24 protein-coding genes are annotated in these 24207 nt (G+C 33.3%); 10 read left to right on the top strand and 14 right to left on the bottom strand.

The features are described 5' to 3' along the window. Positions 1-284: 284 nt before the first annotated feature. From phytr_RS04845 to phytr_RS04820, 7 genes are all read right to left on the bottom strand, one after another. Positions 285-1421, bottom strand: a complete 1137-nt coding sequence (locus phytr_RS04845) for a hypothetical protein (protein WP_106874748.1) — start codon at positions 1419-1421, stop codon at positions 285-287. Next, complete coding sequence (locus phytr_RS04840; RefSeq protein WP_106874747.1) at positions 1422-2009, bottom strand: hypothetical protein; 588 nt, start codon at positions 2007-2009, stop codon at positions 1422-1424. Between the two features lie 89 nt (positions 2010-2098). Continuing rightward, entirely contained in the window at positions 2099-2812 is a 714-nt protein-coding gene (locus phytr_RS04835; RefSeq protein WP_267895101.1) for an AAA family ATPase, read from the bottom strand. A 30-nt stretch (positions 2813-2842) separates the two neighbouring features. After that, complete coding sequence (locus phytr_RS04830) at positions 2843-3064, bottom strand: hypothetical protein (RefSeq protein WP_106874745.1); 222 nt, start codon at positions 3062-3064, stop codon at positions 2843-2845. Positions 3065-3073: 9 nt separating this feature from the next. Next, positions 3074-4135: a hypothetical protein gene (locus tag phytr_RS04825; protein ID WP_234352483.1), complete on the bottom strand. Its 1062-nt coding sequence runs from the start codon at positions 4133-4135 to the stop codon at positions 3074-3076. Between the two features lie 277 nt (positions 4136-4412). Further along, positions 4413-4721, bottom strand: coding sequence for a hypothetical protein (locus phytr_RS06465; RefSeq protein ID WP_106875014.1), 309 nt, complete (start codon positions 4719-4721; stop codon positions 4413-4415). A 1-nt stretch (position 4722) separates the two neighbouring features. Further along, positions 4723-5349: a recombinase family protein gene (locus phytr_RS04820; protein ID WP_106874744.1), complete on the bottom strand. Its 627-nt coding sequence runs from the start codon at positions 5347-5349 to the stop codon at positions 4723-4725. Positions 5350-6072: 723 nt separating this feature from the next. On the opposite strand from phytr_RS04820, the gene ltrA reads away from it, so the two are divergent. Then, positions 6073-7311, top strand: a complete 1239-nt coding sequence (gene ltrA, locus phytr_RS04815) for a group II intron reverse transcriptase/maturase (protein ID WP_106874743.1) — start codon at positions 6073-6075, stop codon at positions 7309-7311. 309 nt (positions 7312-7620) lie between these two features. Here the strand turns inward: ltrA and phytr_RS04810 are convergent, their stop codons facing one another. Next, the gene (locus phytr_RS04810; protein ID WP_106874742.1) at positions 7621-8136 is read right to left on the bottom strand and encodes a hypothetical protein; all 516 of its coding nucleotides are present in this window, start codon (positions 8134-8136) and stop codon (positions 7621-7623) included. 600 nt (positions 8137-8736) lie between these two features. Here phytr_RS04810 and phytr_RS04805 point away from each other — a divergent pair. The 7 genes from phytr_RS04805 (at position 8737) to phytr_RS04775 (ending at position 14847) form a co-directional block, all read left to right on the top strand. Next, positions 8737-8961: a DUF6290 family protein gene (locus phytr_RS04805; protein WP_158706871.1), complete on the top strand. Its 225-nt coding sequence runs from the start codon at positions 8737-8739 to the stop codon at positions 8959-8961. Continuing rightward, positions 8951-9214, top strand: coding sequence for a type II toxin-antitoxin system RelE family toxin (locus phytr_RS04800; protein WP_106874740.1), 264 nt, complete (start codon positions 8951-8953; stop codon positions 9212-9214). The genes phytr_RS04805 and phytr_RS04800 overlap by 11 nt, the downstream gene beginning before the upstream one ends. A 334-nt stretch (positions 9215-9548) precedes the next feature. Further along, entirely contained in the window at positions 9549-10163 is a 615-nt protein-coding gene (locus phytr_RS04795; protein WP_158706870.1) for a hypothetical protein, read from the top strand. A 371-nt stretch (positions 10164-10534) separates the two neighbouring features. Beyond that, positions 10535-10996 carry a hypothetical protein gene (locus phytr_RS04790; RefSeq protein ID WP_106874738.1) on the top strand — a complete coding sequence of 154 codons (462 nt, stop codon included), beginning with the start codon at positions 10535-10537 and terminating at the stop codon, positions 10994-10996. Between the two features lie 56 nt (positions 10997-11052). Then, positions 11053-12564: an apolipoprotein N-acyltransferase gene (gene lnt / locus phytr_RS04785; protein ID WP_158706869.1), complete on the top strand. Its 1512-nt coding sequence runs from the start codon at positions 11053-11055 to the stop codon at positions 12562-12564. A gap of 102 nt (positions 12565-12666) precedes the next feature. Further along, entirely contained in the window at positions 12667-13131 is a 465-nt protein-coding gene (locus phytr_RS04780; protein WP_106874736.1) for a helix-turn-helix domain-containing protein, read from the top strand. Positions 13132-13386: 255 nt separating this feature from the next. Next, positions 13387-14847, top strand: coding sequence for a glycosyltransferase (locus phytr_RS04775; RefSeq protein WP_106874735.1), 1461 nt, complete (start codon positions 13387-13389; stop codon positions 14845-14847). 9 nt (positions 14848-14856) lie between these two features. Here phytr_RS04775 and phytr_RS04770 read toward each other — a convergent pair whose 3' ends face one another. Continuing rightward, positions 14857-16935 carry a sodium:solute symporter family protein gene (locus phytr_RS04770; protein WP_158706868.1) on the bottom strand — a complete coding sequence of 693 codons (2079 nt, stop codon included), beginning with the start codon at positions 16933-16935 and terminating at the stop codon, positions 14857-14859. Between the two features lie 211 nt (positions 16936-17146). Between phytr_RS04770 and phytr_RS04765 the strand changes: the two genes are divergently transcribed. Further along, complete coding sequence (locus phytr_RS04765) at positions 17147-17947, top strand: M15 family metallopeptidase (RefSeq protein WP_106874733.1); 801 nt, start codon at positions 17147-17149, stop codon at positions 17945-17947. A 4-nt stretch (positions 17948-17951) separates the two neighbouring features. Here the strand turns inward: phytr_RS04765 and ubiG are convergent, their stop codons facing one another. Beyond that, positions 17952-18689 (bottom strand): bifunctional 2-polyprenyl-6-hydroxyphenol methylase/3-demethylubiquinol 3-O-methyltransferase UbiG, encoded by a 738-nt coding sequence (ubiG, locus tag phytr_RS04760; RefSeq protein ID WP_106874732.1) that lies wholly within the window; start codon positions 18687-18689, stop codon positions 17952-17954. After that, complete coding sequence (locus phytr_RS04755) at positions 18670-20469, bottom strand: sensor histidine kinase NtrY-like (RefSeq protein ID WP_106874731.1); 1800 nt, start codon at positions 20467-20469, stop codon at positions 18670-18672. Before phytr_RS04755 ends, ubiG begins: the two co-directional genes overlap by 20 nt. A 168-nt stretch (positions 20470-20637) precedes the next feature. On the opposite strand from phytr_RS04755, the gene phytr_RS04750 reads away from it, so the two are divergent. Further along, positions 20638-22167, top strand: a complete 1530-nt coding sequence (locus tag phytr_RS04750; RefSeq protein ID WP_106874730.1) for an Npt1/Npt2 family nucleotide transporter — start codon at positions 20638-20640, stop codon at positions 22165-22167. A 10-nt stretch (positions 22168-22177) separates the two neighbouring features. On the opposite strand, the gene phytr_RS04745 is transcribed toward phytr_RS04750, so the two are convergent. The 3 genes from phytr_RS04745 to phytr_RS04735 all read right to left on the bottom strand — a co-directional run bounded on the left by phytr_RS04745 (position 22178) and on the right by phytr_RS04735 (position 24110). Next, the gene (locus phytr_RS04745) at positions 22178-23056 is read right to left on the bottom strand and encodes an ankyrin repeat domain-containing protein (protein WP_158706867.1); all 879 of its coding nucleotides are present in this window, start codon (positions 23054-23056) and stop codon (positions 22178-22180) included. 69 nt (positions 23057-23125) lie between these two features. After that, positions 23126-23554, bottom strand: a complete 429-nt coding sequence (locus tag phytr_RS04740) for an ankyrin repeat domain-containing protein (protein ID WP_106874728.1) — start codon at positions 23552-23554, stop codon at positions 23126-23128. 100 nt (positions 23555-23654) lie between these two features. After that, a complete protein-coding gene (locus phytr_RS04735) occupies positions 23655-24110 on the bottom strand; it encodes a nucleoside deaminase (protein WP_106874727.1) in 456 nt (151 codons plus the stop codon). Positions 24111-24207 lie beyond the last annotated feature (97 nt).

Genomic DNA, 24207 nt, shown 5'->3' with positions numbered 1-24207 from the left:
CTATCATGCTTGAGAAGTAATTACGTTTATGATAGGCAAATTGGGTTATAATTTGATTGAAATATCTCCTGATTTCGTCGAAAAATTGTAACAGGTAGTGAACATGGATAAATGTAGCGGCTCGATTTCATAATGAGGCTGGCTCGCTTTTATCCGCAAAAACTGGCTCTAATTAATTGATCGTGAAAAATTTCCGGCTCACATTAACTACTCCTATATTTTAATCAGGCTCAGTTTATTTGATCCTATAATGTAATAAATAAGTTAAGTCTCATTTGACCCAATTAAAGGCTGTGCTCACTTGGGGATGGATCACTTACTTCAGTATATTGACTTGAAATCATATTAGAAAATTTGCTGCAGCAGTAATTTATTGACGAGCCTAAGGAATCAAAAAAATCTGATATTGCTTTACCGCAACTTGGATTAAGCCCTAGGTCTTTCTTAAGTTTATGCAATTCACTTCGTTGTTCAAGATTACCTAATTGTTCTGATTGAGCTATAAGCTTTTCAAAATTATCTGTAGATAATCTTCTCCATTCAAAAGGCTGGTTTGTGAGATCTAATCTAGTCGATTTAAATAAGACTTTAGTTTTAAAGTCTTCAAATTGGGGGCTTGAATAAAGCATATCCCAATTTCCATCGCATACTCCATGAGTACCACGGTGTTTGTATCCTTTTGACATTAAATACTGATGGCAAAATCCACAGCAAAGTTTTGTAACGCCTATGTAATTGTTAGCTTTATCAACAAATGGAAAATGAAGTGTGATGTTATACTCAGCATGCAAGCCTTCTTTATTATCAAGTATTCTATAGCCTGCTATACTGTATCCATTTTTCATAGAATATAAAACCTTTTCGACATCTTGCATAGGACGCAAAATTTGTTCTTTTACTTCGATATCTTTTTTCTTCTTTGACCTAAGAAGAGTATTATATTGCTTCAATGAATCAATGATTCCAAAATATGCATCTTTGATTTCCATACAACTTGGATCTATAGCTTCAGATTGGGTAATATTAGTTTTCAATTTATTCATGAGCTCTGCATGCCGTTCTTTGAAAAATGCTAATTGATTTTTGAAATCCTCATCTCCCTGAATTTTACACTCGTATCTGTGTTGATTCTTAATAAATTTGATAAAACTCTCATTTAGCAGTAGATATAAAGTTAAAGATTCTCTATTTAAACCGCTAGAAATAACTCGATATATTAGTTCTATAGAGTTACGAGCTTCAGTATTATTTGGTCTAATCTGACTATTATAAGAGAGATATAGTATATCTTTATATATAAAAATAGCAGCGCAATCAGTTTTTATATGAAATATGTTTGCTAAAGCATCTAATATTCTCCAATTATATGGAAGAAAGTAATAATTATCAACCTTTCCATGGAAAGCTATTCTACTATCCATCTATAAGTTATATTGCTGTATTATGTCTGTAGTGTCTTCTCCTAATGTACTTAGTTGGCCTGTTGATCCAGCAAAAATTTTTACAGCATCTGATTCTGATATACCATGTTCTTCCCTAAATTGGCTATCACACATTTTGAGGGCTGTATCCCTGAGTAAACTGGCATCATCGAAATATTCTTGACTATTGTGCAACTCTTCTAACAGATGAGAATAATCCTCCTCTGTATCAAGGTTGAAGAATGAGTCTATTAAATCTCCGAGATATTCATGTGCTTTTTTTTGATAATTTTCAATTAAAGAGCATACCTTATTGATGCTACTTGAAATAGAATTTCTAGAGGACCCATTGCCATTTTGTCCTATATATTGCTTTAGTGTAGGCTGTATCTCTCTAAAGATTACATCAGTTTTCCTTAAATCATGTAAGATATTTTTAAATATTGGCCTATCAGGTAGCTCAAAATCTTGTAATGCTTTTGTATTATCTCTTAGTTTAGGCATTACTTCTTCTAATTGCCTAATAGAATCTTTTATGTCCTTATAATCATTATATAAGAATTCATAGCCATAATAATGTTCTAGCATTCTTTTTACCGATAATTACAAAAGAATAAGTTGTAAAAAATAACCTTCTTCTACATTATAGCATAAATCAATTTTTATAATAAGAAAGATTACACAATGCCGAGTTTGTGGATTTCTTTGGTAAAATCTTGAGCTTTATTAGGGTTAAGCTGGCCTTGAAGATAAGCTCTGACTTCAGAAGGTCTGGCGTTGAGGATCTCGCATAAGGTTTGTATGTTGTAGCCATGACGAGACAGTTCAGCAGTAGAGCTGTTTAAATCAGGTACAAGTACCGATTGAATAATATCGGGAGTAATTGGTTTGACACCTATTGTATACCCTTGTTCTAAGCTTCGAGAAAGGTAATGATTGATCTGCAAAGGCGTTACTAGGCTTTCTATTAAAAGCTCCATTGCTTCAGTAGTAATGATGTCATCTTGGGTTACATCTTTGCTGCAGCATTGCTCAAATAGCCATGAGCCATAGTGCAGTTTATTCTCTACCCAATGATTGAGATAAAAGATCTGAGATCTAGCGCCTATCTCTTCCATAGAGGGGCGCTTGAGGTCGTTAGATAGTTTAGGGTGACCAGCAAGTATAACAGCTAACTTGCAATCATTGCTATAAACAAGATCCATAAGTCTTTTGAGCGAAACAAGTGTTTGAGTGCTTAAGTCATGTGCTTCATCTACAAACAGGGCTATGGGTTTATTTTGTTTTTTGATCGCCTCTAACAATTTACGCTCCCTCTCTTCAGCGGCTAGAGGGATTTTAAATTTTTTATCCTTTACTAAATCAAAGAAAAGAGCTGTGTAAAGGGTGATAATATTTAGTTTTTTCTTATCTGTTGATAATCATCTACAGACTACTATCTGCTTTTCGTCAATTAGCTGCTGTTGGATTTTCCATAAGAGGGTTGTCTTTCCGACTCCTACCATACCAGTCAATGCAATGATGCCACCATTCCATGCAGATTTGATATTTTGTATTTGCTGTTTTATCAATTTAGTTTCCATGAAAGGAGCTTGATAAAAGGGCTGAGAGAGACCAAAAAATTGCATTACCTCGTTATTCATATGGTTTACCTATGTATTATTAACTACTAATTTCAATTGAAACAAATCTCGCACTCTTCCTAACAAAGCAGATTTATTTAGTCCTTCTCTAATAAGCTGATCAATAGCAATTCTTTGAGTCTCAGATAAAGTAGCTAAAGGCCTACCTACAAACTTGGCAATTGCTAGTTTTGCTTCTAAGGCATTTTGGAAGCAAGGTTGCTCAATTTCGCCTTCCGAAAAAGCTACAAAAGGTTGAGGTTTGCTTTCTATCATATCTGCTTGGGTTAGCAACTTTAACTCATCACCTAGTTGCCCAGAAAGTACAGATCTAGGCAAAGATATTTGTTTAGCTATAACTGATATTTTATCTATCCTTCTTTCTATACTGGTCTTTTTGAATGCTCGATAAGTATTTATTGGAATAGGACCCTCCACTTGATAAAAAGGGCCGTATTTTTGACCATGAAACTCTACGTATAATTCGTTATCAAACAGACCTACCAATACCATCACTTTCTCACCAGCCATTTCCTCAATCAGCTGATAACGCACCCCTTCTATACTTGTACAAGCGCTTGAATCTACTAAACGCTCATCAGGATGCCTCGCCATTTGACAAAAACGTTCCCAAGAACACATCTGTTTATAACCTTCTTGAGGTAAATTGTTCTGCCAATCTTCAAGACGAGAATGTTTTTCATGACGATGCGGCAGTGAATTGTAGTGTGTAAGATAATTTCTCAACCAACTATTAGCTTCTTCTATTGAAGAAGGTTTTTGAAAATGATATAAAGATTCCAGCTGATTTTGTACCGTGTTAAAGGCTCTTTCTACTTTCCCTTTAGATCTAGCTGTCACTCTTCTTCCATCACTACCCGCTGGCATGTGAGTGCGCAATGTTATACCTAATTGTTTGCATACTCTCTGAAATACTAAACTTTTAGCAACTGGGCCATTATCCGTATAAATCATTGCAGGAATACCTTGGAATGGCAAGCTCTTCTCTGATTTGGCTGACATAGCATTAAACAAAAACTTCAGTGACATCAAAACATTCTCTCCTTCACTTAAATGGTATTCCTGATACATCGCGCCACTCCTATCATCTACTACGCTTGCAAGTATTACTTGCTTATCTTTACCGAAATTATCTTTGATATGTTTAAATCTGAAGGGGTAAAATCAAGTTGCCAGCATTCATTACTTTTGGTCGCTTGAAAACGTACTGCTAAAGGCTGACAATTAAAGTTTTTAGAATTTAGCCCAAAACGCTTCAAGTAGCGATTAATGGTAGCCTTTTTTAACAAACCTTTACAAGGGATTACTCTTCTTCCTTCCACATCTACTCCATGATTTTCTAATATCTCTATTGCTCTTGGTGTAGATAATTACTTACCTTTTTTATAGTAGAGCGCATTTTTAAGGCAGCAATCAATTCACAATAATTTAACATTTGCTCCTTACTGATCTTTCTAGGCGTGTTGTAATCAGAACGTCCAATGTTATAAGGATGACGATACTTCTTTATAGCTCTTCGTACCGTAGCAAGCGATACATTAAAAGCCTTTGCTGTGTTTTCAATCAAGCTTCGTCTAGCTGGATGCCTAGGCGATAAATTAGCAAGCTCATAATATAACCCCTCTATCACCTCTGTAGGAATAAGCTTGCGCATCATATTATGCTACCTCTTTAAAATTATTAGGCTTAGCAATGCTCCTTTTCTTCATCCAGTAATGCAAATTTGCTTCCGTACTACCGTAACGCTCAGCTATAAACTTCTGAGTCGCACCATTACTAAGCAAAGCCTCAATCTCTGGACGATAGATATCCAACTTACTTTTACCGATACCCCTAGGTCTTCCTAAGATCATGCCAGCATTCTTACGAGCCTTTAATGCCTCAGCTGTACGGTTAGAAATTAGCTCTCGCTCTATCTCAGCAGCCATAGAAAACGCCATAGCTACAACTTTGCTAGCAATAGTATCATCTAATTGCCAACTGCCCTTAATAGCATAAATAGCTATACCTTTTTGCGTCGCTATGGATAAAATCTCCATGCACTCAAGCATGCTACGTCCCAAACGAGAAAGCTCACTGACTATAATCTTATCCCCTTTTTGTAGCTCATCTAAAATGCCTGCAATTTTCCTCTTTTTCCAACTCACCTTACCAGATGCAACTTCTTCTACAAAATGCACCTTACCCAAATTTTTCTCGTTAGCTAAATGCAAAATAGCTGCTCTATTTTTTTCTAAATTTTGATCAATTGTTGATATTCTCAAATATGCTACTGTTTTTGTCATAATTGTTTATTTTTTAAGCTAAAAATCAAGTATTAAAAGAAAACTTAATTATTAGCTTAATTTTATAACAATACCTATAAAAACAACAATGTTATTTACTGAATTTTTATGACGAAAATAACGTTCCTTTTCTTTTAATTTATTACACTACAGAATCAAACAAGGTGAGCCGGATTAAAATATAGGAACAATTAATGTGAGCGTGTGCCGTAGCGAAGCTATGGGAGAGATGGCAGTAGGTCTGCCGAAGTCGATTACCAGAAATTGCCTTCAAACCACCTTGGGCGGCTGTTATTAAGAGTAATGGTCGTGAGCGCATGAGGAAAGTCAGCATGAGCTGGCGAGGTATGGATTAGAAAGACGAACGTAAGTGAACCTTCGATGACGCATCGTAAGGTTGCTAGTATAACATCAAAACCAAAGGCGGCTCATTCTTTTGGGATAAACCTATCGGCAACTCTGGACGTTGGGTAGGTGGTGTTCGGTGTGGAGAAGGCGTGATTCTAATTTAGGCTCTCTTATGGAACTGCGGGAATTTGTCGTTTTGATGATAAGGGAGAAATCCAAGTAACTAAAATTACAAGGATGAGAGTACCGATGCAAAGCACAAGGGCGGATGAGTTCGTAGTAGTGTTGAAGTCTTTGTAATGAAAATGGAGCGAAGGGACTCAGTTAGATAGTCAATGTTGATAATCAACTGTAACAAGAAGGAATTATTGAGAGATGACAAAACCATTTAATATACCTAAAGATTTGGTATTCAAAGCCTACAAGCATGTGAAGGCTAATGCTGGAGCTGCTGGGCTAGATGAGCAATCAATTTCTGATTTTGAGGTGAAACTAAAAGACAATCTTTACAAATTATGGAACAGGTTGTCTTCGGGAAGTTACTTTCCTCCGCCTGTTAAAGCGGTAGCCATACCAAAGAAGTCGGGAGGCCAAAGAATATTAGGTGTACCAACTGTATCTGATCGAATAGCCCAAATGGTCGTAAAACTCATACTGGAACCAGAGATAGAACCTTGTTTCTTGAATGATTCTTATGGGTATAGGCCTAATAAGTCGGCTTTAGATGCAATCGGAATTACACGCCAAAGGTGCTGGAAGTACGATTGGGTACTAGAGTTTGACATAAAGGGGCTGTTTGATAACATATCTCATGAATTGATGATGAAAGCTGTGAAGCTGCATACGAATGATAAATGGGTAATACTTTACGTTGAAAGATGGCTTAAAGCTCCTATTGTGATGCCAGATGGAACTAGCAATGCTAGAACCAAAGGCACCCCACAAGGTGGAGTAATAAGCCCTATTTTAAGCAATTTGTTTCTTCATTATGTATTTGATATATGGATGAGCAGAAAATATCCTCAATTACCTTGGTGTAGATATGCTGATGATGGCTTGGTACACTGCAATACACTTGCAGAAGCAGAGAAATTGTTGGAAAATTTGCAACAACGCTTTGCAGAATGTGGGTTAGAATTGCATCCAGATAAAACGAGAATTATCTGTTGTAAAGTAAAGAATAAGGAATATTCTAACAAGGTCTTTGACTTTCTAGGATACACATTCAAACCAAGGCTGGTGAATAACTGTAAAGACAATTGTTTATTTATAGGATTTACTCCAGCCATAAGTAAGAAATCTATTCAAGCAATACGACAAGAAATTAAGAGTTATAAGTGGCACTTGCGTAGCGATTTGTCTTTGGAAGGAATCTCTGAAAACTTTAATTCAGTCCTAAGAGGATGGATTAACTATTTTGGGAAATATTCCCCTGAGGCATTAAAACCTATTGCAAGATACTTTAATTCTATTCTAATCAAATGGGCAATGCGAAAGTATCTGAGGCTCAAAGGACATAAAATAAAAGCTATTCAATACATTGAGAAAATAGCTCAAAATGATCCAAAATTGTTTGCACATTGGTATCAAAGCAAAGGATTTGTGGTTATCTAATGGGAGCAGTGTGAGTTGAGAAGCTCATGCACTGTTCTGCGAGGGGCTAGCGGGGAAGTTCTGCTGGCCTACTCACCCCAACTGGATTTATAGAGTCAATCAATTTGGTCCAGTCTTTGCGGATAAAAGCGAGCCGAGCTCATTTAGAAATCAAGCCGCCACAGATAAAAATCCAATGTTGTATATGGTAAAAATTATTTTGAAGTAAAGCCAGCTTAAGATATCGCCTGATTAAAGCGATATCTTAACTGTTGCTCTTATTGTTAGGATGTTAAATTAAAACTTACTTTAATCCCCAAACAATTTGTATTATTGAACTAAAGCTACTTCAGCTTCAGCAAAATCTCCAGCCAAAACTTTTTGAGTTGAGTCAGCTAAATCTAAATTTGAAACTTCGTGATTTTCAGCTTCAACAATTGCATCGGAAGAAGTTTTATAATATAAGCTTTTTATACCCATGCCTATTGCACCACAAGCTCCAAGAATTGCTACTGCAGCTGCAATTTTAATTGATGTTGGTTGGTTATTCATCTCTTCAAGAAGTGTATTGAATAACTCTCCTCCTTGATCAATTAATCCTCTTGGGTTAAAGTTCACAAATTCTCTGATTCTGTCTATAACAGTATTAGCCTCTACTGTATTTTCTGCTATATTAGCAGGTAACATAATAGGACCTCCTAATGTACCTAGTACATCTTGTGCTGTATCTGCTAGTGTATCTCCCGCTAAAGTGTCTGCAACGTTTGCTAAAGTATTTTCTGCTTCAGCTGCAAATGCTTGTTCTACTTCATTACTTATATTGTTCCAAATATTAAAGAATGCCATATAATTATAAATTTTAATGTTAATTTATTTTTATACTTTATAACCAAATGAAATTTAAACATTTTAAGTATTAGAGAGATTCTAGTAAAATAAATTGTATCAAACAATTTTACTTTAATAATCTATTTACAATACTTATCTTATTAAATTTACTATTAGTTACTCAAGTATAATTTAATTATAACATTAGTTTACATAATATGCAAGTACTTTTTATATAAAATTAACTATAATTAATATTTTTTTTAATTAATGGATGAATCTATCGCAGAATCTAGAATAAAAATAGTATTAGCTGGCTCGCTTTTATCCGCAAAGCCCGGCTCAGATTTATTTACTCTATAAATCCAGTTGGGCTCACATTAACTGCTCCTATATTTTAATCCGGCTCAGTTTATTTGATCTTATAACGTAATAAATTCAAAGACAGTATGAGAGAATCTAATCTTATACACCTTATTTCTACTCTCTATCAAAGATAACACTACCTTATAATAATGTCATGCCTTAGCTTTTTTATCTAATATATAAAATTTGATCCTATATCAATGGTTATTAATGTGATATAATAGTACTTGTTAATATATAATAGGTATGATTATGCAAACTGTATCATTTCAAATAAACGAAAAACTTAATTCTGAACTAGAAGAATTTGCTAAAGAATGTGATCGTAGCAAGGGATATATCCTAAGAAAAGCTGTTGAATCTTTCTTAGAAGATCAAAAAGATCTAAAGGTAGCACAACTTGCGTTGGAAGAATTTTACAGCATTGGATCTAAAACTTATACATTAGAACAGATTAAGAAAGAAAATGGCTTATAAGGTATTATTTTCCGAGTCTGCAAGGAAACAATTTACGCAATTAAATAAAGATACTCAAAAAGCAATAATCAAGTACTTAGAAACTAGAGTTACTAAAGATCCCTTGTTGTTTGGCAAAAGTTTAACTGGTAATAAAAAAGGATTATGGCGTTACCGTGTTAAAGATTATAGAATTATCTGCAATATACAACATAATGCATTAGTTGTACTAGTAATTAAAGTAGGCCATGGAAAAGAGATTTATCAGCTTTAAAAGTTCTGAGCTAGCATTACCATGCCATATATTCCACTTTATATTTTACTGATTGCTTAGATAACTGATCACTGCAGTTATTAGGCAGGGCACTAGGCGTTTGGTTCATTACTGTTATCCTCATTGTAATATGAACTCAATCTAACAAATGTTTCGAGTGCGTCGATATATTTTGTTGAATATCCTTTACTATATCGGCATTTTGATTGATTTGTTGATTTTAATAAAATATATTATTATTAAAGTATATGTTTGAGAAAATTTATTAAAAACTATTGACGTTTATTTTATAAATAGCTATGATGATATTATTAATTTATAAGTTATAAAATATATGTTTTCTCAAATTGCAACTGATATACTCTCTTCCTCTGTTTTACATGACCAAATGCGTCTTTTTTTACTTACAAATGGATTGAACACTTTCAGCACGAAACACTCCTTACTAGACCAATTTACAAAGTACTCTAATTATTCATACTTGAGTTCCTTCCTGATGAATTCAAGCCTTGAAGTATTCTCAACATTTATTAAAATTTTTGTAGGCCCTGATAGCCGGGAAAAAATTAATATTTTAAAATCTGCTATACAATATTCAATATGGGTACATGAGGCTTTTAAAGACTTGAATCAACATCATCATCTAACGGGAGTCCTTACAGAAAAAGTTAAAGAAGAATACAAAGAAGAAATTATAAAAAATATGAAAAGCACACTTAAAGAAGAATTTAAGGAAGGATTTAAAGAAATATTGAAAGAAAGTTTACAAGAAGCATTAAATGAAGTGGACAAAAACAAAATTGAAAGTTTGGAAGAAAACTCTGTCAATGAATCAGAATTTACTGATTTAGATGTTACTGAAAACAACACTGAATTATTAGTAGCTGGAGATACTTTAACTGGAGCTACATTATCTCCGGTTACAGATCTAACAGATATTGCTGCTTAAACTAAAATACTTGATTTAAGATTCAAAAATAAAGATAATGACTCTGCAAAAAGTCATTATCTAAAGCTTTTTCAATTAAGCCCCTCACAGAAAAATCTCTCATATCTTACACATCTAAGCTCACTTTATAGCTCAAACTTTGGTTCACTCTTTTTTTGACACTTAACTCCAACTCAGGAATAACAATCTTATGTATTATTAGAGTAAAAAATATACTCATAAATTAATTTTACCAAAAAATACTTTAACTTATCTATTGATTCTAATAGGAACTTATGATTTTTGAAATAATTCCTTAAATGTTATTGATGTTTGTTTTGTTAATTACTATAATGCTTAGGTTGAATTAATATTAACTAAAAATATAAAATATGTTTTCACAAATAGCATGGCGCACATTTAGATTTAATAACAAATTATTTATACCTTTAGGATACTTAAATCTATTAAACCAATTCTCCCCAAAAGACTCTTTAATAGATAGATACACAAAAAACTTCAATAAAGCTTTTATTTCTTATGCCTTCGTGGATGGAATGCTTAAATTCGTAACTAAGGGTTTGGAGACGGCTTTTGGTTCACAACTTCATTATGGATATTATGAAATGCTCAGTGTTATGAAAACAGGAGTATTATTAGCCAGCTTGTTCGATATATCTACCCAAAAAGAAATCTTAAGCGCATTTATAACGGAAGGAAACACAGCAGATCTTGGAAAGATAGACGCAGCTAAAAACCCTCAAGGAGAAGGAGCCTGCATATCAGAAAATATCGAACCAGTGATATCTGGAGATAACCTAGATCTCACAGAAGCTGCTTACCTAAATTCTTGATTTTGGACTTAAAAACAATGATAATGGCTTTTTATTAAGTCATTATCTCAAACGTTTTGATTAAATCCATCAAAGAAAAACATTTCATATCTTGCATTCTTGCAGGAGCACTTAGCGGTCTGGCTTTTGCTCCTACCTTCTTATTGCCTTTAGTTTTATGCTTAGGTTTACTCAGCTATCATATATCCATATCTAACAGCTTCAAAAAAGCTGCATTATTAGGATTCTGTTTTGGCGTAAGCCATTTCGTCATTAGCCTCCATTGGATAAGTTTTGCGGTGCTTCTATACGCTAAAGAACTTTGGTGGTTGCTTCCTTTTTCAATCTTTGGCTTGCCTTGTGTAATAGCCATATTCATTTCTCTAAGTGCTGGCATGGCATACTTTTTTAAGGAATCAAGATATTATGATCTCTACTTTGCAGCATCGTGGACTTTTTGCGAATGGTTAAGATCGTGGCTTTTCACTGGGTTTCCATGGAATCAATTAGGATATAGTTTATCTTTTTCAACAATTCTCGTGCAAGGAGCGAGTATTTTTGGAGTGCTAGGATTAAGCTTGATAATTGCTTACATTGCCTCAGGTGTTAGATATTTATTATCTGATAAGGTCCTATTAATAAGACATACAATTATTAGCTTTATAATTTTTGCTCTAATGACTTTTCTTGGTTTAGCAAGACTGAATTACTTTAGTGAAATAGGCAACACGGATTTATCCATCAGAGTTGTGCAAGCAAATATTCAGCATCAAGGCCAATTAAGCATAAATCAGTTTATTGACAACCTCAAAACTCATATAGACCTTTCTGAAGATCATGGATCTTTACTTCATCCAAAGCTAATTATATGGCCAGAATCTTCGGTGCCTACTTTTATTAATAATCAAGATCTCTTAAATATAATTTCTAGCTTTTTAACCCCCGAACAAACTTTAATCACAGGTTCAGTTAACAAAGATGATCAAAGCGAATATGTTGGAATGTATGGCATAAATTATCTAGGCCAAATTATTTTTAGTTACAATAAAATCCATCTTGTACCATTTGGGGAATATTTACCTTTAAGGAATAAACTGCCTGAAATAATTTCAAAAAAATTATCCAAAATGCTGGAAAAAATTATAGATTTAAATTACTCCAAAGGATACATGGGCAAAAGTATTAAAGTAGATAACTTATCCATAAGACCCCTAATTTGCTATGAATCTATTTTTCCACATGAAGTAAGGACTAAAGATGCGGACTTAATACTAAACATCACGAACGGTAACTGGTTCGGACATTCTGCAGGACCGTATCAACATTTTTATATTACTGCAATGAGAGCCGTGGAAAATGGTATCCCCGTAATCGTAAATGCAAACAATGGCATATCTGCTATTATAGACCCCGTTGGCAGGATATTAAAACAAACAAAAATCAATACAAAAACTTATCTTGATGGCTACGTACCAAATAAATTAAAGTTTTCTACTTTGTATACTAGTTATCATGAAATGATTACCATAGGATTCTTAATTTTTGTACTTTCTACTCTCGAATTAATTAAGAAACGAAATAATACATAAATATTAAAAAAGAGGCTCTTTACCTATTTTACTTCGTTTATTTCTTCTGTTATAAATAGAGACATTATAAGTTCAATTTTTTATAAAGTACCAAAAAAAGTTATGTTTCAAGATAAAGAACAGTTAGAGCAGGTGATAGATCAACACGTAGGAAAAAGACTTAAACATAGAAGATTATTTTTAGGTCTTACAAGACAAAACTTAGCAGATGCAATTGGAGTCAGCATCCAACAAGTGCATAAATACGAAACTGCAGCTAATAGAATTTCCTCAAGCAAGCTCTACAATGTGGCTACATTTTTGAAAGTACCAGTTAACTACTTCTTCGAGAGAATGGAATTAGCAGGACTTGTCTCATCTAGCTCACTTGCTGAAGAGGCCGATGAGTATGAGGCTCAACATATTTCTGAAAGGGAGGTAAGTAAATTAGTGCAAAATTATGTACGCATTAAATCAAGTCACTTAAGAAAAGGGGTCCTAGATCTTTTAAATGCTATGTCAGCTCAAGAGTTTAACAATAGCAATTTTGATGATTTACATGACTCACAAGTTGAAGATTTTAGTTAGTTGTCTGATAGAAAAACTCAATTAATTTACGGCAGATTATCAAAGATATTAAACTCCAAGCTGAGTTTTTTATATGCGCCAACACTCAACGAACATGCAGATTTATTAGAACAATTAATTTGGCAGTATGTATGTTCGACGAAATCAAAATACCTGCCACATCGAATATCTATTAAGTGGGTTAACCACGTTTTCCTAAAAAATCATCCCTGTCCCTCACGATACGTCGCAGAGTATTGTTATAGGGGGGTTTTAATGTCTAGTAAGCATAAGATCTTTACATACCATGGATTAATTAAAAAAAATGTTAACCTCTCTCTCGTAAAGTACTTCGTTAGCAAGGAAGATTTTTTTAGATACGCTGAGCAATCTTCACAAAAATTCAACATTAATAAAGCAATTTACTCTTTGAGATTTCTGAATCAGAGTTTTTCTGCAAAAAATCACGATTTTCATAAGTACGGTATAAGTTTTCTAATACTTTTGGGCATTTTATCGTACCAATTTTTTGATGCTTGTATCATCTTATCAACATCATTTTCTTTTATTCACAACATCCTAAAAATTCATCTCATCACCTCAGCTCTAATTGCACCTAACTTAGTAACATATTTAACTCCCATCTGCTTCTTTCCTATTTATACAATTTTAATACCCCTTTATATTGAGCCCAATAAACTAAAATTTATGGTGAGCGCCATTTCTAATCTCAGATATCCCCAAAACAGGCTTGATGTAAAAATAATTTTAGAAGAAGATGATGACGTTACTCATAAAGCCTTGAGTTTAATAGATCTACCTGATTTTTTTCAGATTATTAATGTTCCAGCTCTTGGACCTAGAACAAAACCTAAAGCTCTAAATTATGCTCTTCAGTATGCAAGTGGAGATTATGTAACGATTTTTGATGCAGAAGATTATCCCGATTCAGATCAATTAATTAAATCTTTGCAAACATTTAATACTATAGGACAGGATTATGTGTGCGTACAAGCTAAGTTAAACTTTTATAATAAAGATGAAAACTTGCTAACTCGTATGCAAAGCCTTGAATACACAATATGGTTTGATTATCTGTTGCAAGGTTTAAGTCAGATTAAGCATTTCATTCCTTTGGGAGGTACCAGCTGTCATTTTAGGTTGGCAGAGCTTAGAAAAATAGGTTGTTGGGATCCTTTTAATGTTACAGAAGATCTGGATCTGGGTATCAGAATTTACTTAAAGGGCTATAAAGCTCATATGCTTGATTCAACTACCCTTGAAGAGGCAGTATTGAGCATTTTTGCATGGTTACGTCAACGCGCAAGATGGATTAAAGGTTTTATGCAAAGTTATATTGTTTTTCACTGCAACAGAACTAAATTTAATTTGACACTGCGAGACAAGATAGTTATAGACGCTTTTGTTGGACTGAGCGTTCTTCATTTCTTATTACCTATATATTGCATTTTACTAGAATCTTGGGATAATCCTGTTACAAACTGTATCTTATCATTTAACCTTGCTATAGGTTTGATTTATTTGATATCTTCAGCAGCACTTGCCTCTTTTAAGCAAAATAAAAACCTATTTAATTTTAAAGAAATATCTATAATAGTTATCTTCTTGTTCTACTTCATACTTCACACGATCGCAGCTTATCTTGCATTATTTGAGCTAATCACAGCACCTTTTAAATGGAACAAAACTAAGCATGGGTTAAGTAAGGTTGTGTAGTTACTTATGTTATTTATAGAAGTCGAAAAACATGTGCGCTATGGTAGCAGCGTCTAACTTCTTACGGTATTTTTGTATCTCTGGTCTTTTAGTCAAGGGACTTAAAGTTTCTGGTATGGATTTTTGTCTATAATTTATATCTTTCTGCTTAGATTTTAAAAAGATTAAAAGCAAACTACCAACCAAGACTAAAGTATATATAACTTGTAATTTCCAAGATATACCATCAGCATAAGTTAGCTGGAGAAAATAAACATTTGTAAATTTCCATGCCCCAAAAACTCCAAACAAAATTAATACTAAAGCCCATTGCCACCTTACTAATAGTACAATAGCTATTAAGTTAAATACTAAGATCATAACTTGAACAGAGGCAAAATTACTAGCTACTGCAAACATAAAACCAACAAACACTAAACTATAAAGTACGGAGATATTCCAAATCAAAGACAAAATAATCTTACGATTTTTCAGATAACAAGACCACAAAGGATAAATAAATAAAGATGTAGCAATAAACAAAACCCAGAAAGTGGAAGAATGTATGAAGTTAGAAAATATTTCTAAGTTATACTTGATAGTTATTATGTTCAAACCGAAAGATAAAAAGCAAAAAATTCCCGTATAACAATATATTGCTTGATTACTTGGACTATTTTTTTCCATAAATTTTGTAAAATGAAAATTTTTAATTGAAGTAATAAATTGTTTCGTCTTAGAAATTTTGGAACTACTTCCAGAATTAGAATTACCCCCATTCCATCCTCCAGGTTGTTTCATAAAGTAATGATAAGCAAATAAACAAATAAGATTTGCTATTAAACTTGGCAAAAAAGTTTGTATAGGTGTTTTTCCTAAAAACATCCTGCAAATAACTATGACCAAAAGTGATCCAAACGTTCCAGCAAGTACTGAATTACCTGAACTTCTAAATCCTAGTACTACCAATATAAAAGGTAAGCTAACTATTGGTATATAAAGAGTAGTAAAAGAAAGAACAAGGCTTAATACTCTATCAAATTGAAGAGCTAAAAATATTCCTATAAGGCCAGCTACAACAGCTGTAACTCTTGCAACTAAAAGCTCATTTCTAGCCCATTTAAAACCTAATGGCCGACATAAATCATGGGCAAAAATAATAGATAGAGAGTTAATTAACGAATCAGCACTAGACATTATCATTGCCATAATACCTACAGCAACCAGGCCTTTGAAACCAGCATAAGTGTAACTATTAATTATATATTGAATCAGATTATCTGGGTTGATATTAGGGTTAATAGTCAAAATTAATATACCAATTCCAATTACAATACATTGCATTATAAGACAAATGATCCCCGCGATTCTAAAAGACTTAACTACCTGATTTATATTTCGTCCCATAGATATCCTTTGAAAAGCTGTTGGTTCAAATTGTGGACACAACAAAAGCACAAACATCACAAACATATGATAAGATTTAGGATTATGTAAGTTAAAAGCAGCTGAATAATCAAAAAGAGGAGATGTAGATAAAGTATGATATATAATAGAAGTGTTGTTTGATCCTAATATTTGCCAAAGTATTATACCGATTGCTGGTATTAGACAACCAAATGTAAAAAACTGTATAACATCAGTAAATGTAACAGCTCTTATGCCTCCTATAGTAGAATAAATTATTACTATAACGGCACTTAAAACTGTAGCATATTCACCAGAGGTATCAAAAATAGTCTCTAAAACTTTTGATGCAACCTTAAACTGCACTCCTAAAGAACCTATACACCTAATTAAAGCAAATATAACAGTTATTATCCTAACCTTTGAACCGAACATTTGCCCCATAGTTTCAACTATAGAGAATTTACCTAGAAATTCACCCATACGAGGAGCAAGTAGCCAACCGATCAACATCATTCCTAAACAATCCGCTATAGCTGGAATTATAAAATAAATGCCTTGTCTATAGGTCTCCACTAAGCCGTATGAGAAAAAAGCACCATCAACCCAAGTAGCAATGATAGTTGCTATCATTATAGGTGTAGAAAAATTTCTACCACCAATAGCATATTCTGAAATATTGGTAACTTTTCTACTACTCATTATTCCTAGTATGAGGCTGAGGACTAAAAAAGTTAAAAAAATCAGCAAATCTAAATTCATGATCCAATAAATTCTTTAAAATAAGTTAATTTTATTTTAATGCATATAAGTTTAAATATCAAAAGCTTTATATGATACTTCTTGAGAAACTAAATTTTTAAAACTTGCTATTTTTTTTAGGATAAGCTAAATTTTGAGAAAAGGTTATTTTATGACAACTGACACTCTTACTAAAAACGCTCCTAAAGCATGGCAAAACCCAGAAGTAGACAATTTGATTTGCGATAATACTTTGTACCTTCCAATTGCACATAATGATATAAAAAGAATACCAATCAAAGAAAATGACGAAGAAATGATCGATATAATCGACATGAATAATAAGCGCTTAGTACCCTTATCAAAATTTAGCAGTCAATATAACAACACCTATAAAGAATTTTCGCTGATCAGGAAAACTGTAGCTGACAAACTATTGAAAATGCTAGAATTTTTACCAGTAGAATTAGGAATTGCTTACTTTGAAGGATTCAGACCCATATATAAACAGAAACAATACTTTGATGATAAGATGCGTGAGACATTGGAAACTATCAAAGATAAGGAGCTTGCTTATGAAGAGACAAGCAAAAGCGTTCTTCCACCTTTTGATGGTAATACACCTACTCATGCTACAGGGGCTGCGATAGATATGACTTTGTTTTCTTTCAAAAATGGTCTTCTTGATATGGGAAAGTTCGATACTATCTTTGGACCAAATCACCATCAAGAAACATTTTCTACCGATACTACTCAAGCCCAAAGAAAGAATCGTTTAATTTTATTAGAAGCAGCAATAAAAGCAGGATTTGTTAATTATGGCTTTGAATGGTGGCATTATAGTTATGGAGATAAAGCTTGGGCTTATGTCAAAAACCAAAAAGAAGCAATATACGACATTGCAGCAGACAAAAATGACCCAATCTTATCAATTAAAAAGTCAGATTATCTTGATACATTTGATGTAACATAGTATTTTAAGATTCGCCTTCGCTTACAATTGCCAGACCAGATAAGTGCATGGAAGAAATAGAGACCATATAATTTACATCTGTATCTTTAGACAATTCCCATGATCTAGAAAGCAAAGAGTACTTGATACCTTTCATTTGCTTAATACCAAATTCATACTTGTTAAACTCTAATTCAAGGTCATATGGGCGCACTAATTTTTGGTATTCATGGGTACCTCTTGGCAATAATCTCAGGACATATTCAGCCATAATTATTGCTTGGATTAAAGATTTAAGAGTCTTGTTAATACTCGAGATAATTACTAACCCATTTGGTTTTAAGCACTTTACTATCATGCTTATCAAATTTGTTAAACTATCGACATGCTCAGCGGCATCCATACATAGCACGACATCAAATTTTTCTGATGTTTCAAATTCTTCAAACGAAGTGCAAATGTAATTCGTATTTGATAAATTTTCATTGGCAGCCTTAAATGATGCTTTATCTATTGCTTGAAAGCTTGCATCAATACCCGTAATATCTGCGCCAAGCCTTGCCATAGGAATACTAACCAATCCTCCACCACAACCAACATCTAAAACTTTTAAACCTGCTGTGGAATTAACTCCAAAATGTGAATAAATTGACTCTAATATAAATTGCATTCTTAATGGATTAATTGCATGCAGTAGCTTAAATTCACCATCTTGCGTATTCCACCAATTATGTCCAAATTGATCAAACTGATTTGCTTTCATTTAATTTTGTTAATTCAAATGTTATTACTACCTTCCCCCCACCATGCTCATTATTATCAATAATAATACTTCCTTGATGGTCCTGTATAATTTTTTTCACAATCGCAAGTCCTAAACCTGTACCTTTAACACGTGTTGTAAAGTACGCTTCCGTAACCTTAACGATTAGATCAGCTGAAAAACCTACACCACTATCTTCTACAGAGCACACAAGTAACCCGTCTTCTTTATATAATTTAACCTTAATCCATTTTGCTTGCTTTTTATTTTCTCGTATAGACTCTTCTGAGTTCTTAAATAAATTGATAAAAACCTGATTTAATTGATCCGGATCACCATAAAACGGCAGCTGCGCAATATCTGTATTAAACTCGTAATACACATCCTCACTAATGATTTGTCTTGATTCAATCAGGCCTTTAATAAAAGAGATAAGGTCAAAATTTTTAAATACGGGCTCTGGTAAACGTGCAAAATTGACAAACTCACTCAAAATGGTATTTATATTACCTGAAAAACGCAAAATATTTTCTATATACTTAGAAAATCCCTCCTTATCATCAACCTGATTTGTAAATCTCTTAGACAGCCTATCTACCGACAGAAAGATTGAAGTTAGTGGATTCTTAATTTCATGAGCTACTCTTCTTGCAACTTCAGACCAAGCAAGTGCTCTTTGGGCAAGTAAAAGATCTTTCTGTTGATAATCTATCCTTTTAACCATCATGTTAAAAGCTGAAACTAAAATATCAATCTCCGTGCTACCCTCTTTTTCATCAACTTGTACGCTAAGATCCCCCTTTTTCACCTTATCAGTAGCATCTACAAGCTCGTTAATTGGTTTGACGAATTGATCAGCTAGAAGCAGCCCTGAATAGAACGATGCCATCAATAAAAGCGTAGCTACTAGAATAAATATAATGGAGAACCTTATTTGTAAATGATAAATCCCATCTTTAAGATTGTTATAATTTGCAAGGGCTCCATGCGTTTTATCGATATAATTTAATATGTCTTGGTCAATCATACGCCCGACAAGAAGATATGCATCCTCATAAGCAGGTAAACGCACTAGGTATTGAATTTTATTTTTACCGCCTTCTAATTTTACAATTTCACCATTTGCAGCTTTCTCTAAATCACTGTCTGGTATGTTCATTAGGGTGAAAGCAAATGATAAGAGACTTTGTGCAATAATATTGCGCGTTGTGCGTTTGAATACTATTGCTTCATTTAAAGTATATAAATCTGAATGCGCATCTAAAACTTCCTGAAAAAGCTCAGGTTTTTCTGTAATTTTGTAGTAAAGCGTACTAAAATCATCAGCCATTGACGATGCGATTTGCTTCATCCTGAGGTTTTGGTCTTGAATATAACCTTGCGCTACATATAAAGACTGATCAAGTACATTTGTAATCCTTTTATCAAACCAAGATTGAATACCAAAATTAAAGAAATAAATTGAGAAAATCGCAACCAATACAGTTGGAACAAAGCCAGCTATAAAACACATCCAGCTAATTTTTTTATACAAACCGCCCTTGACCCCAACATCATAGCGATGAGCTATCATCTTGCGACCAAGCAAAATCACAAGAGCAAGAAGTACTATCAAATCAAGCATTATAACCGTAATCACCATATTGGGATCAGGAGTATGCAAGAAGGCTTCTTTAGTAATAATAGAATAAGTAAAAATTCCAAGAACAAAGGATAGTATAATCAATACTGATATAATAAAATTTTCCTTAATCCAGGATTTTATAATTTTTGTTAGCATATTATTCTTTAAATATAAATAGATTTTATATACCTTGTCCTCAAAATCAAAGCATATTATTTACTACTTTAACTACACTGGAATCTCTTAATTTCAAACTTTATCAATAGCTTAAGTGTTATATTTTTGCTATAATGTAATCTATTAATCTTTGAGCAACCGCAACCAATGGAAACAAACAAGAGCTGCCTCAGCATAAGAAGCAGACTAAAGAACATTAACTTTAGAGAAATCATTTGGCCCATACATCGTAGCGAACTAGTCAAATTTGTGCCTATGTGTCTACTGATGTTTTTTATACTCCTTAGTTATAATATATTAAGAGGACTTAAAGATAGTTTGGTGATGACCCATATTTCACCTCAAGTAATTAGCTTCATTAAGTTATGGTTTGAAATGCCGGCCGGGGTTTTAATGGTGCTACTTTATTCAGCTTTATGCAATAGAATGTCTACGGAAAGTGCTTTCAGAGTTATTTTGCTAGGTTTTGTTAGTTTTCTTGCCTTATTTGCCTACGTCCTTTACCCCCTTAGAGACTTTTTTCAGCCAGATCCTTTAGTGGTGGAACACTATATATCCCAATATAGCAATTTTAAATGGTTTATAAAAATATGGGGGCAGTGGACATGCGTTGCTTTCTATATTGTAGGTGAATTATGGCCTATAGTAATTTTCTCTCTACTATTTTGGCAACTTGCAAATAAAATTACTAATACAGAAGAAGCAAAAAGATTTTACTCTTTTTTTTCATTGTTTGGTCAATCTAATCTTTTGCTCTCAGGAAGTTTAATAGTATATTTTTCCTCAAAAAACCATATACTTACAAATTTCATAGGATATGTTTCAAATGCCTCTAATTCTACAGAAATTATGGTTCAATCTTTGGTACTATTAGTCATTTTCTTTAGTATCCTTTGCTTTTATTTACATTATTTCATAGAGGCAAGGGTTATTAAGAAAATGGAATTGACTGATAAAAAGCCTAAGGTTAAAGCTCCTAAATTAGGTTTAATAGAAAGCCTTAAAGTAATACTTAAGTCCAGGTATCTATGGCTTATCTGCATACTTTTGATTAGCTATTCAACTTCTGTAAATCTTTTAGAAGGATTATGGTTCGAAAAAGCCAGAGAATATTATGGAACTACAGAAGGTTTTATCAAATATCAAGGCACAGTTCTTATGTGGACGGGTGTTGCAACTGTACTTTGCTCTTTTATCGGTAGCGCAGTTATCAGGTATTATGGTTGGTTCTGGGGGGCTGTTACAACCCCTTTTATAATTATGTGCGTCGGTGTTGCGTTTTTCATCTTTTGCATGTTTGAAGGTCAATTAACCGTATTAGCTCATTCTTTAAGTTTAATCTCTCCTCAATTCCTGATAGTTTTCATGGGAGGTGCGCAAAATGTTCTAGGAAAGGGGACTAAATATTCATTTTTTGATGCTTCTAAAGAAATGGTATACATACCACTTGATGATGAAATGAAAACTAAAGGTAAAGCTGCCGTAGATATTGTGGGAGCTAAGATTGGCAAATCAATAGGAGCTATTCTGCAGTGCGCAATGTTTACTATATACCCAAGCGCAAAACATTCTAGTATTGTGCATCTTTTGATGAGTTTATTTATAATAGTTTGCCTTGTTTGGATCTATAGCGTTAAATCTTTAGATAAAGAATATGGCCTAAGAATCAAATCATAATGAGATAATTTTAAGCCTCTTCTGTATCGGTTCCTCCTATGGTTAGCTTTTCAACACCCTCGTGAGACAAATCTCCAGTTACATCAGTAAGATCATTTATTGCTTCTGTTGTTATTTTTTCTGCCTTTAAAATACGAATAGATTCCGAGTAGGCTTCTAAGTATTTTTGCATTAAATCTAAACGTTCTTCAAAATCTTGCTTTTCTTCTGGTGAAGCTTTATCTATTTCTTCTGAAGGTAAATTTTTTAGAGATTCTATACCTTTCGCTAGCATTTCAGAGACATGTGAGAGGTATTGTAGATTTTGTTGTTTGTTTTCATAACCTTCCTGAATTTTTTTAGAAAGATACTCTGGTAGCTTTTGAGTTAATCTCGTTTCTTGAGAAGCCAACTTATCCAAAAGATCATATTTTTTATCATTTTCTTCTAATTCTAAAACTTTATTTCTTAAAGTATCTATGTTTTGAATTTGAGCTATAACATTTTTACCTCCTCCATAATTTTGAGAAGCAATAGTCTTAAGTAGTGCTATATCGCGCGTGTTTGGCTCTGCCTTGTGTAGCAAAAGCTCTCCCATGCAGAGAAATCCAAACTTTTCTGCAGCTAAATCTAAAGGGGTTTGTCCTTTAGAGTTTAGAGCATTAATGTCAGCACCTTTGCTTATTAAGTACTTCATAATTTCCACAGATGTTTTTCCGAATTCTTCTTCTCCGATAATTGTTTCATGAAGAGGAGTCGTTTCGCTAGGCTTACTCTTAGCATTTACATCGGCGCTTCTATTTTCAACTAGTTCTTTAATTAATTCAGGTTTATCATAACTAGCGAGTCTTAATAAATCCTGATCAGGACCTAACGTTGTAAAATATCTTTCCATGTCTTCGATTTTCATATTATTATCCATTTAAGTTACTTAAACTTATCATACATGAAATAAATATAAAAAGATAGCTTTTTTAAATTAATAATCTGTTGTAATTGGATAGTCTGGGTTTTCGCCTATAGTATCCATCTCGGGACCGTTCCAATCTACTTCTGGAAAGGCTGGATCACCAAGACTCGCCTTGCACCAGGCCTCGATTGCATCTAAGGCTGTTTGGTTTTCTTCATTTATATTATTTGCATCAGCGCCATTATTTATTAAGTAATTCGCTAGTTCTCCATAGCCCTCTTTTATTGCTGTATATAAAGGCGTCTTACCTTCTTCTCTGAAGTTTATGTCTTTTTCTATATTATGAAAAAGCTTTTCTATCTTTCCCAGCTCTTTTTGGTATGCATTTAAGATTTCTGAGTTAATCTGGATAATTTTTTTGTGAGAATGCTCCCCTATCACTTTTTCAAGAGTTTTTGCCAAGATTCTGTCTTTTATTTCATGAAGATTAGTTTTCATAATAAAGTAAGTTCTTCTTTACTAAATTATATTAGTAAATGCTGGCTTGAACAATTACTTTACACTTAAAATTAATTTTTAATTCTAAGTGTAACCTTATTTATAAAGTAGTCTTTTTATTTCTAAGAGAAGTAAAAAAGCTAGTTAGTAGCATTTGGGATTCTTTTTCTAATAACCCTTCATACACTTCTAGCATTTTAGGAGAATTGTCGATGAGACCTTTAGTATAAGGAGTTATAGATGCTCCAAAGAATAGTTTCTTTATGCGAGAAGTGTATATTGCTTGTATGCACATACAACAAGGCTCTAGCGTAACATATAGCATGCATTCATCTAGAAATTTTGAGTTTAGTGCCTTACAAGCAGAATTTATCGCTAAAATCTCAGCGTGATAACAGGCATTCTTTTTAGTTTCAACGTTATTATGAGCTTTTGCAACTATTCCTTGATCATTAACTATAACAGCTCCTACTGGCACTTCGCCTTTTTTGATGGCTTTTTGCGCTTCTTGTAAAGCTAATGCCATGTAAGCTCTGTGAGCACTATTCAAAATCATTACTTAAATGCCTTTTTGATTACTATCATTATATCTACTATTATTCGTTTATTACAATCCATGCTAAGATTCTAAATTATTAACCAACTTTACTATA

The organism is Candidatus Phycorickettsia trachydisci (assembly GCF_003015145.1).
Lineage (GTDB): Bacteria > Pseudomonadota > Alphaproteobacteria > Rickettsiales > Rickettsiaceae > Phycorickettsia > Phycorickettsia trachydisci.
The sequence above is the reverse complement of the archived record's forward strand: the minus strand, read 5'-3'. Positions and strand labels throughout refer to the sequence as shown.

Excerpts from the sequence above, each read along its gene's own strand:
- phytr_RS04845 (WP_106874748.1), bottom strand. The coding sequence starts at position 1,421 with ATGGATAGTAGAATAGCTTTCCATGGAAAGGTTGATAATTATTACTTT.
- phytr_RS04840 (WP_106874747.1), bottom strand. The coding sequence starts at position 2,009 with ATGCTAGAACATTATTATGGCTATGAATTCTTATATAATGATTATAAG.
- phytr_RS04830 (WP_106874745.1), bottom strand. The coding sequence starts at position 3,064 with ATGAATAACGAGGTAATGCAATTTTTTGGTCTCTCTCAGCCCTTTTAT.
- phytr_RS04825 (WP_234352483.1), bottom strand. The coding sequence starts at position 4,135 with ATGTATCAGGAATACCATTTAAGTGAAGGAGAGAATGTTTTGATGTCA.
- phytr_RS06465 (WP_106875014.1), bottom strand. The coding sequence starts at position 4,721 with ATGATGCGCAAGCTTATTCCTACAGAGGTGATAGAGGGGTTATATTAT.
- phytr_RS04820 (WP_106874744.1), bottom strand. The coding sequence starts at position 5,349 with ATGACAAAAACAGTAGCATATTTGAGAATATCAACAATTGATCAAAAT.
- ltrA (WP_106874743.1), top strand. The coding sequence starts at position 6,073 with ATGACAAAACCATTTAATATACCTAAAGATTTGGTATTCAAAGCCTAC.
- phytr_RS04810 (WP_106874742.1), bottom strand. The coding sequence starts at position 8,136 with ATGGCATTCTTTAATATTTGGAACAATATAAGTAATGAAGTAGAACAA.
- phytr_RS04805 (WP_158706871.1), top strand. The coding sequence starts at position 8,737 with ATGCAAACTGTATCATTTCAAATAAACGAAAAACTTAATTCTGAACTA.
- phytr_RS04800 (WP_106874740.1), top strand. The coding sequence starts at position 8,951 with ATGGCTTATAAGGTATTATTTTCCGAGTCTGCAAGGAAACAATTTACG.
- phytr_RS04795 (WP_158706870.1), top strand. The coding sequence starts at position 9,549 with ATGTTTTCTCAAATTGCAACTGATATACTCTCTTCCTCTGTTTTACAT.
- phytr_RS04790 (WP_106874738.1), top strand. The coding sequence starts at position 10,535 with ATGTTTTCACAAATAGCATGGCGCACATTTAGATTTAATAACAAATTA.
- phytr_RS04780 (WP_106874736.1), top strand. The coding sequence starts at position 12,667 with ATGTTTCAAGATAAAGAACAGTTAGAGCAGGTGATAGATCAACACGTA.
- phytr_RS04775 (WP_106874735.1), top strand. The coding sequence starts at position 13,387 with ATGTCTAGTAAGCATAAGATCTTTACATACCATGGATTAATTAAAAAA.
- phytr_RS04770 (WP_158706868.1), bottom strand. The coding sequence starts at position 16,935 with ATGAGTAGTAGAAAAGTTACCAATATTTCAGAATATGCTATTGGTGGT.
- phytr_RS04765 (WP_106874733.1), top strand. The coding sequence starts at position 17,147 with ATGACAACTGACACTCTTACTAAAAACGCTCCTAAAGCATGGCAAAAC.
- ubiG (WP_106874732.1), bottom strand. The coding sequence starts at position 18,689 with ATGAAAGCAAATCAGTTTGATCAATTTGGACATAATTGGTGGAATACG.
- phytr_RS04755 (WP_106874731.1), bottom strand. The coding sequence starts at position 20,469 with ATGCTAACAAAAATTATAAAATCCTGGATTAAGGAAAATTTTATTATA.
- phytr_RS04750 (WP_106874730.1), top strand. The coding sequence starts at position 20,638 with ATGGAAACAAACAAGAGCTGCCTCAGCATAAGAAGCAGACTAAAGAAC.
- phytr_RS04745 (WP_158706867.1), bottom strand. The coding sequence starts at position 23,056 with ATGAAAATCGAAGACATGGAAAGATATTTTACAACGTTAGGTCCTGAT.
- phytr_RS04740 (WP_106874728.1), bottom strand. The coding sequence starts at position 23,554 with ATGAAAACTAATCTTCATGAAATAAAAGACAGAATCTTGGCAAAAACT.
- phytr_RS04735 (WP_106874727.1), bottom strand. The coding sequence starts at position 24,110 with ATGATTTTGAATAGTGCTCACAGAGCTTACATGGCATTAGCTTTACAA.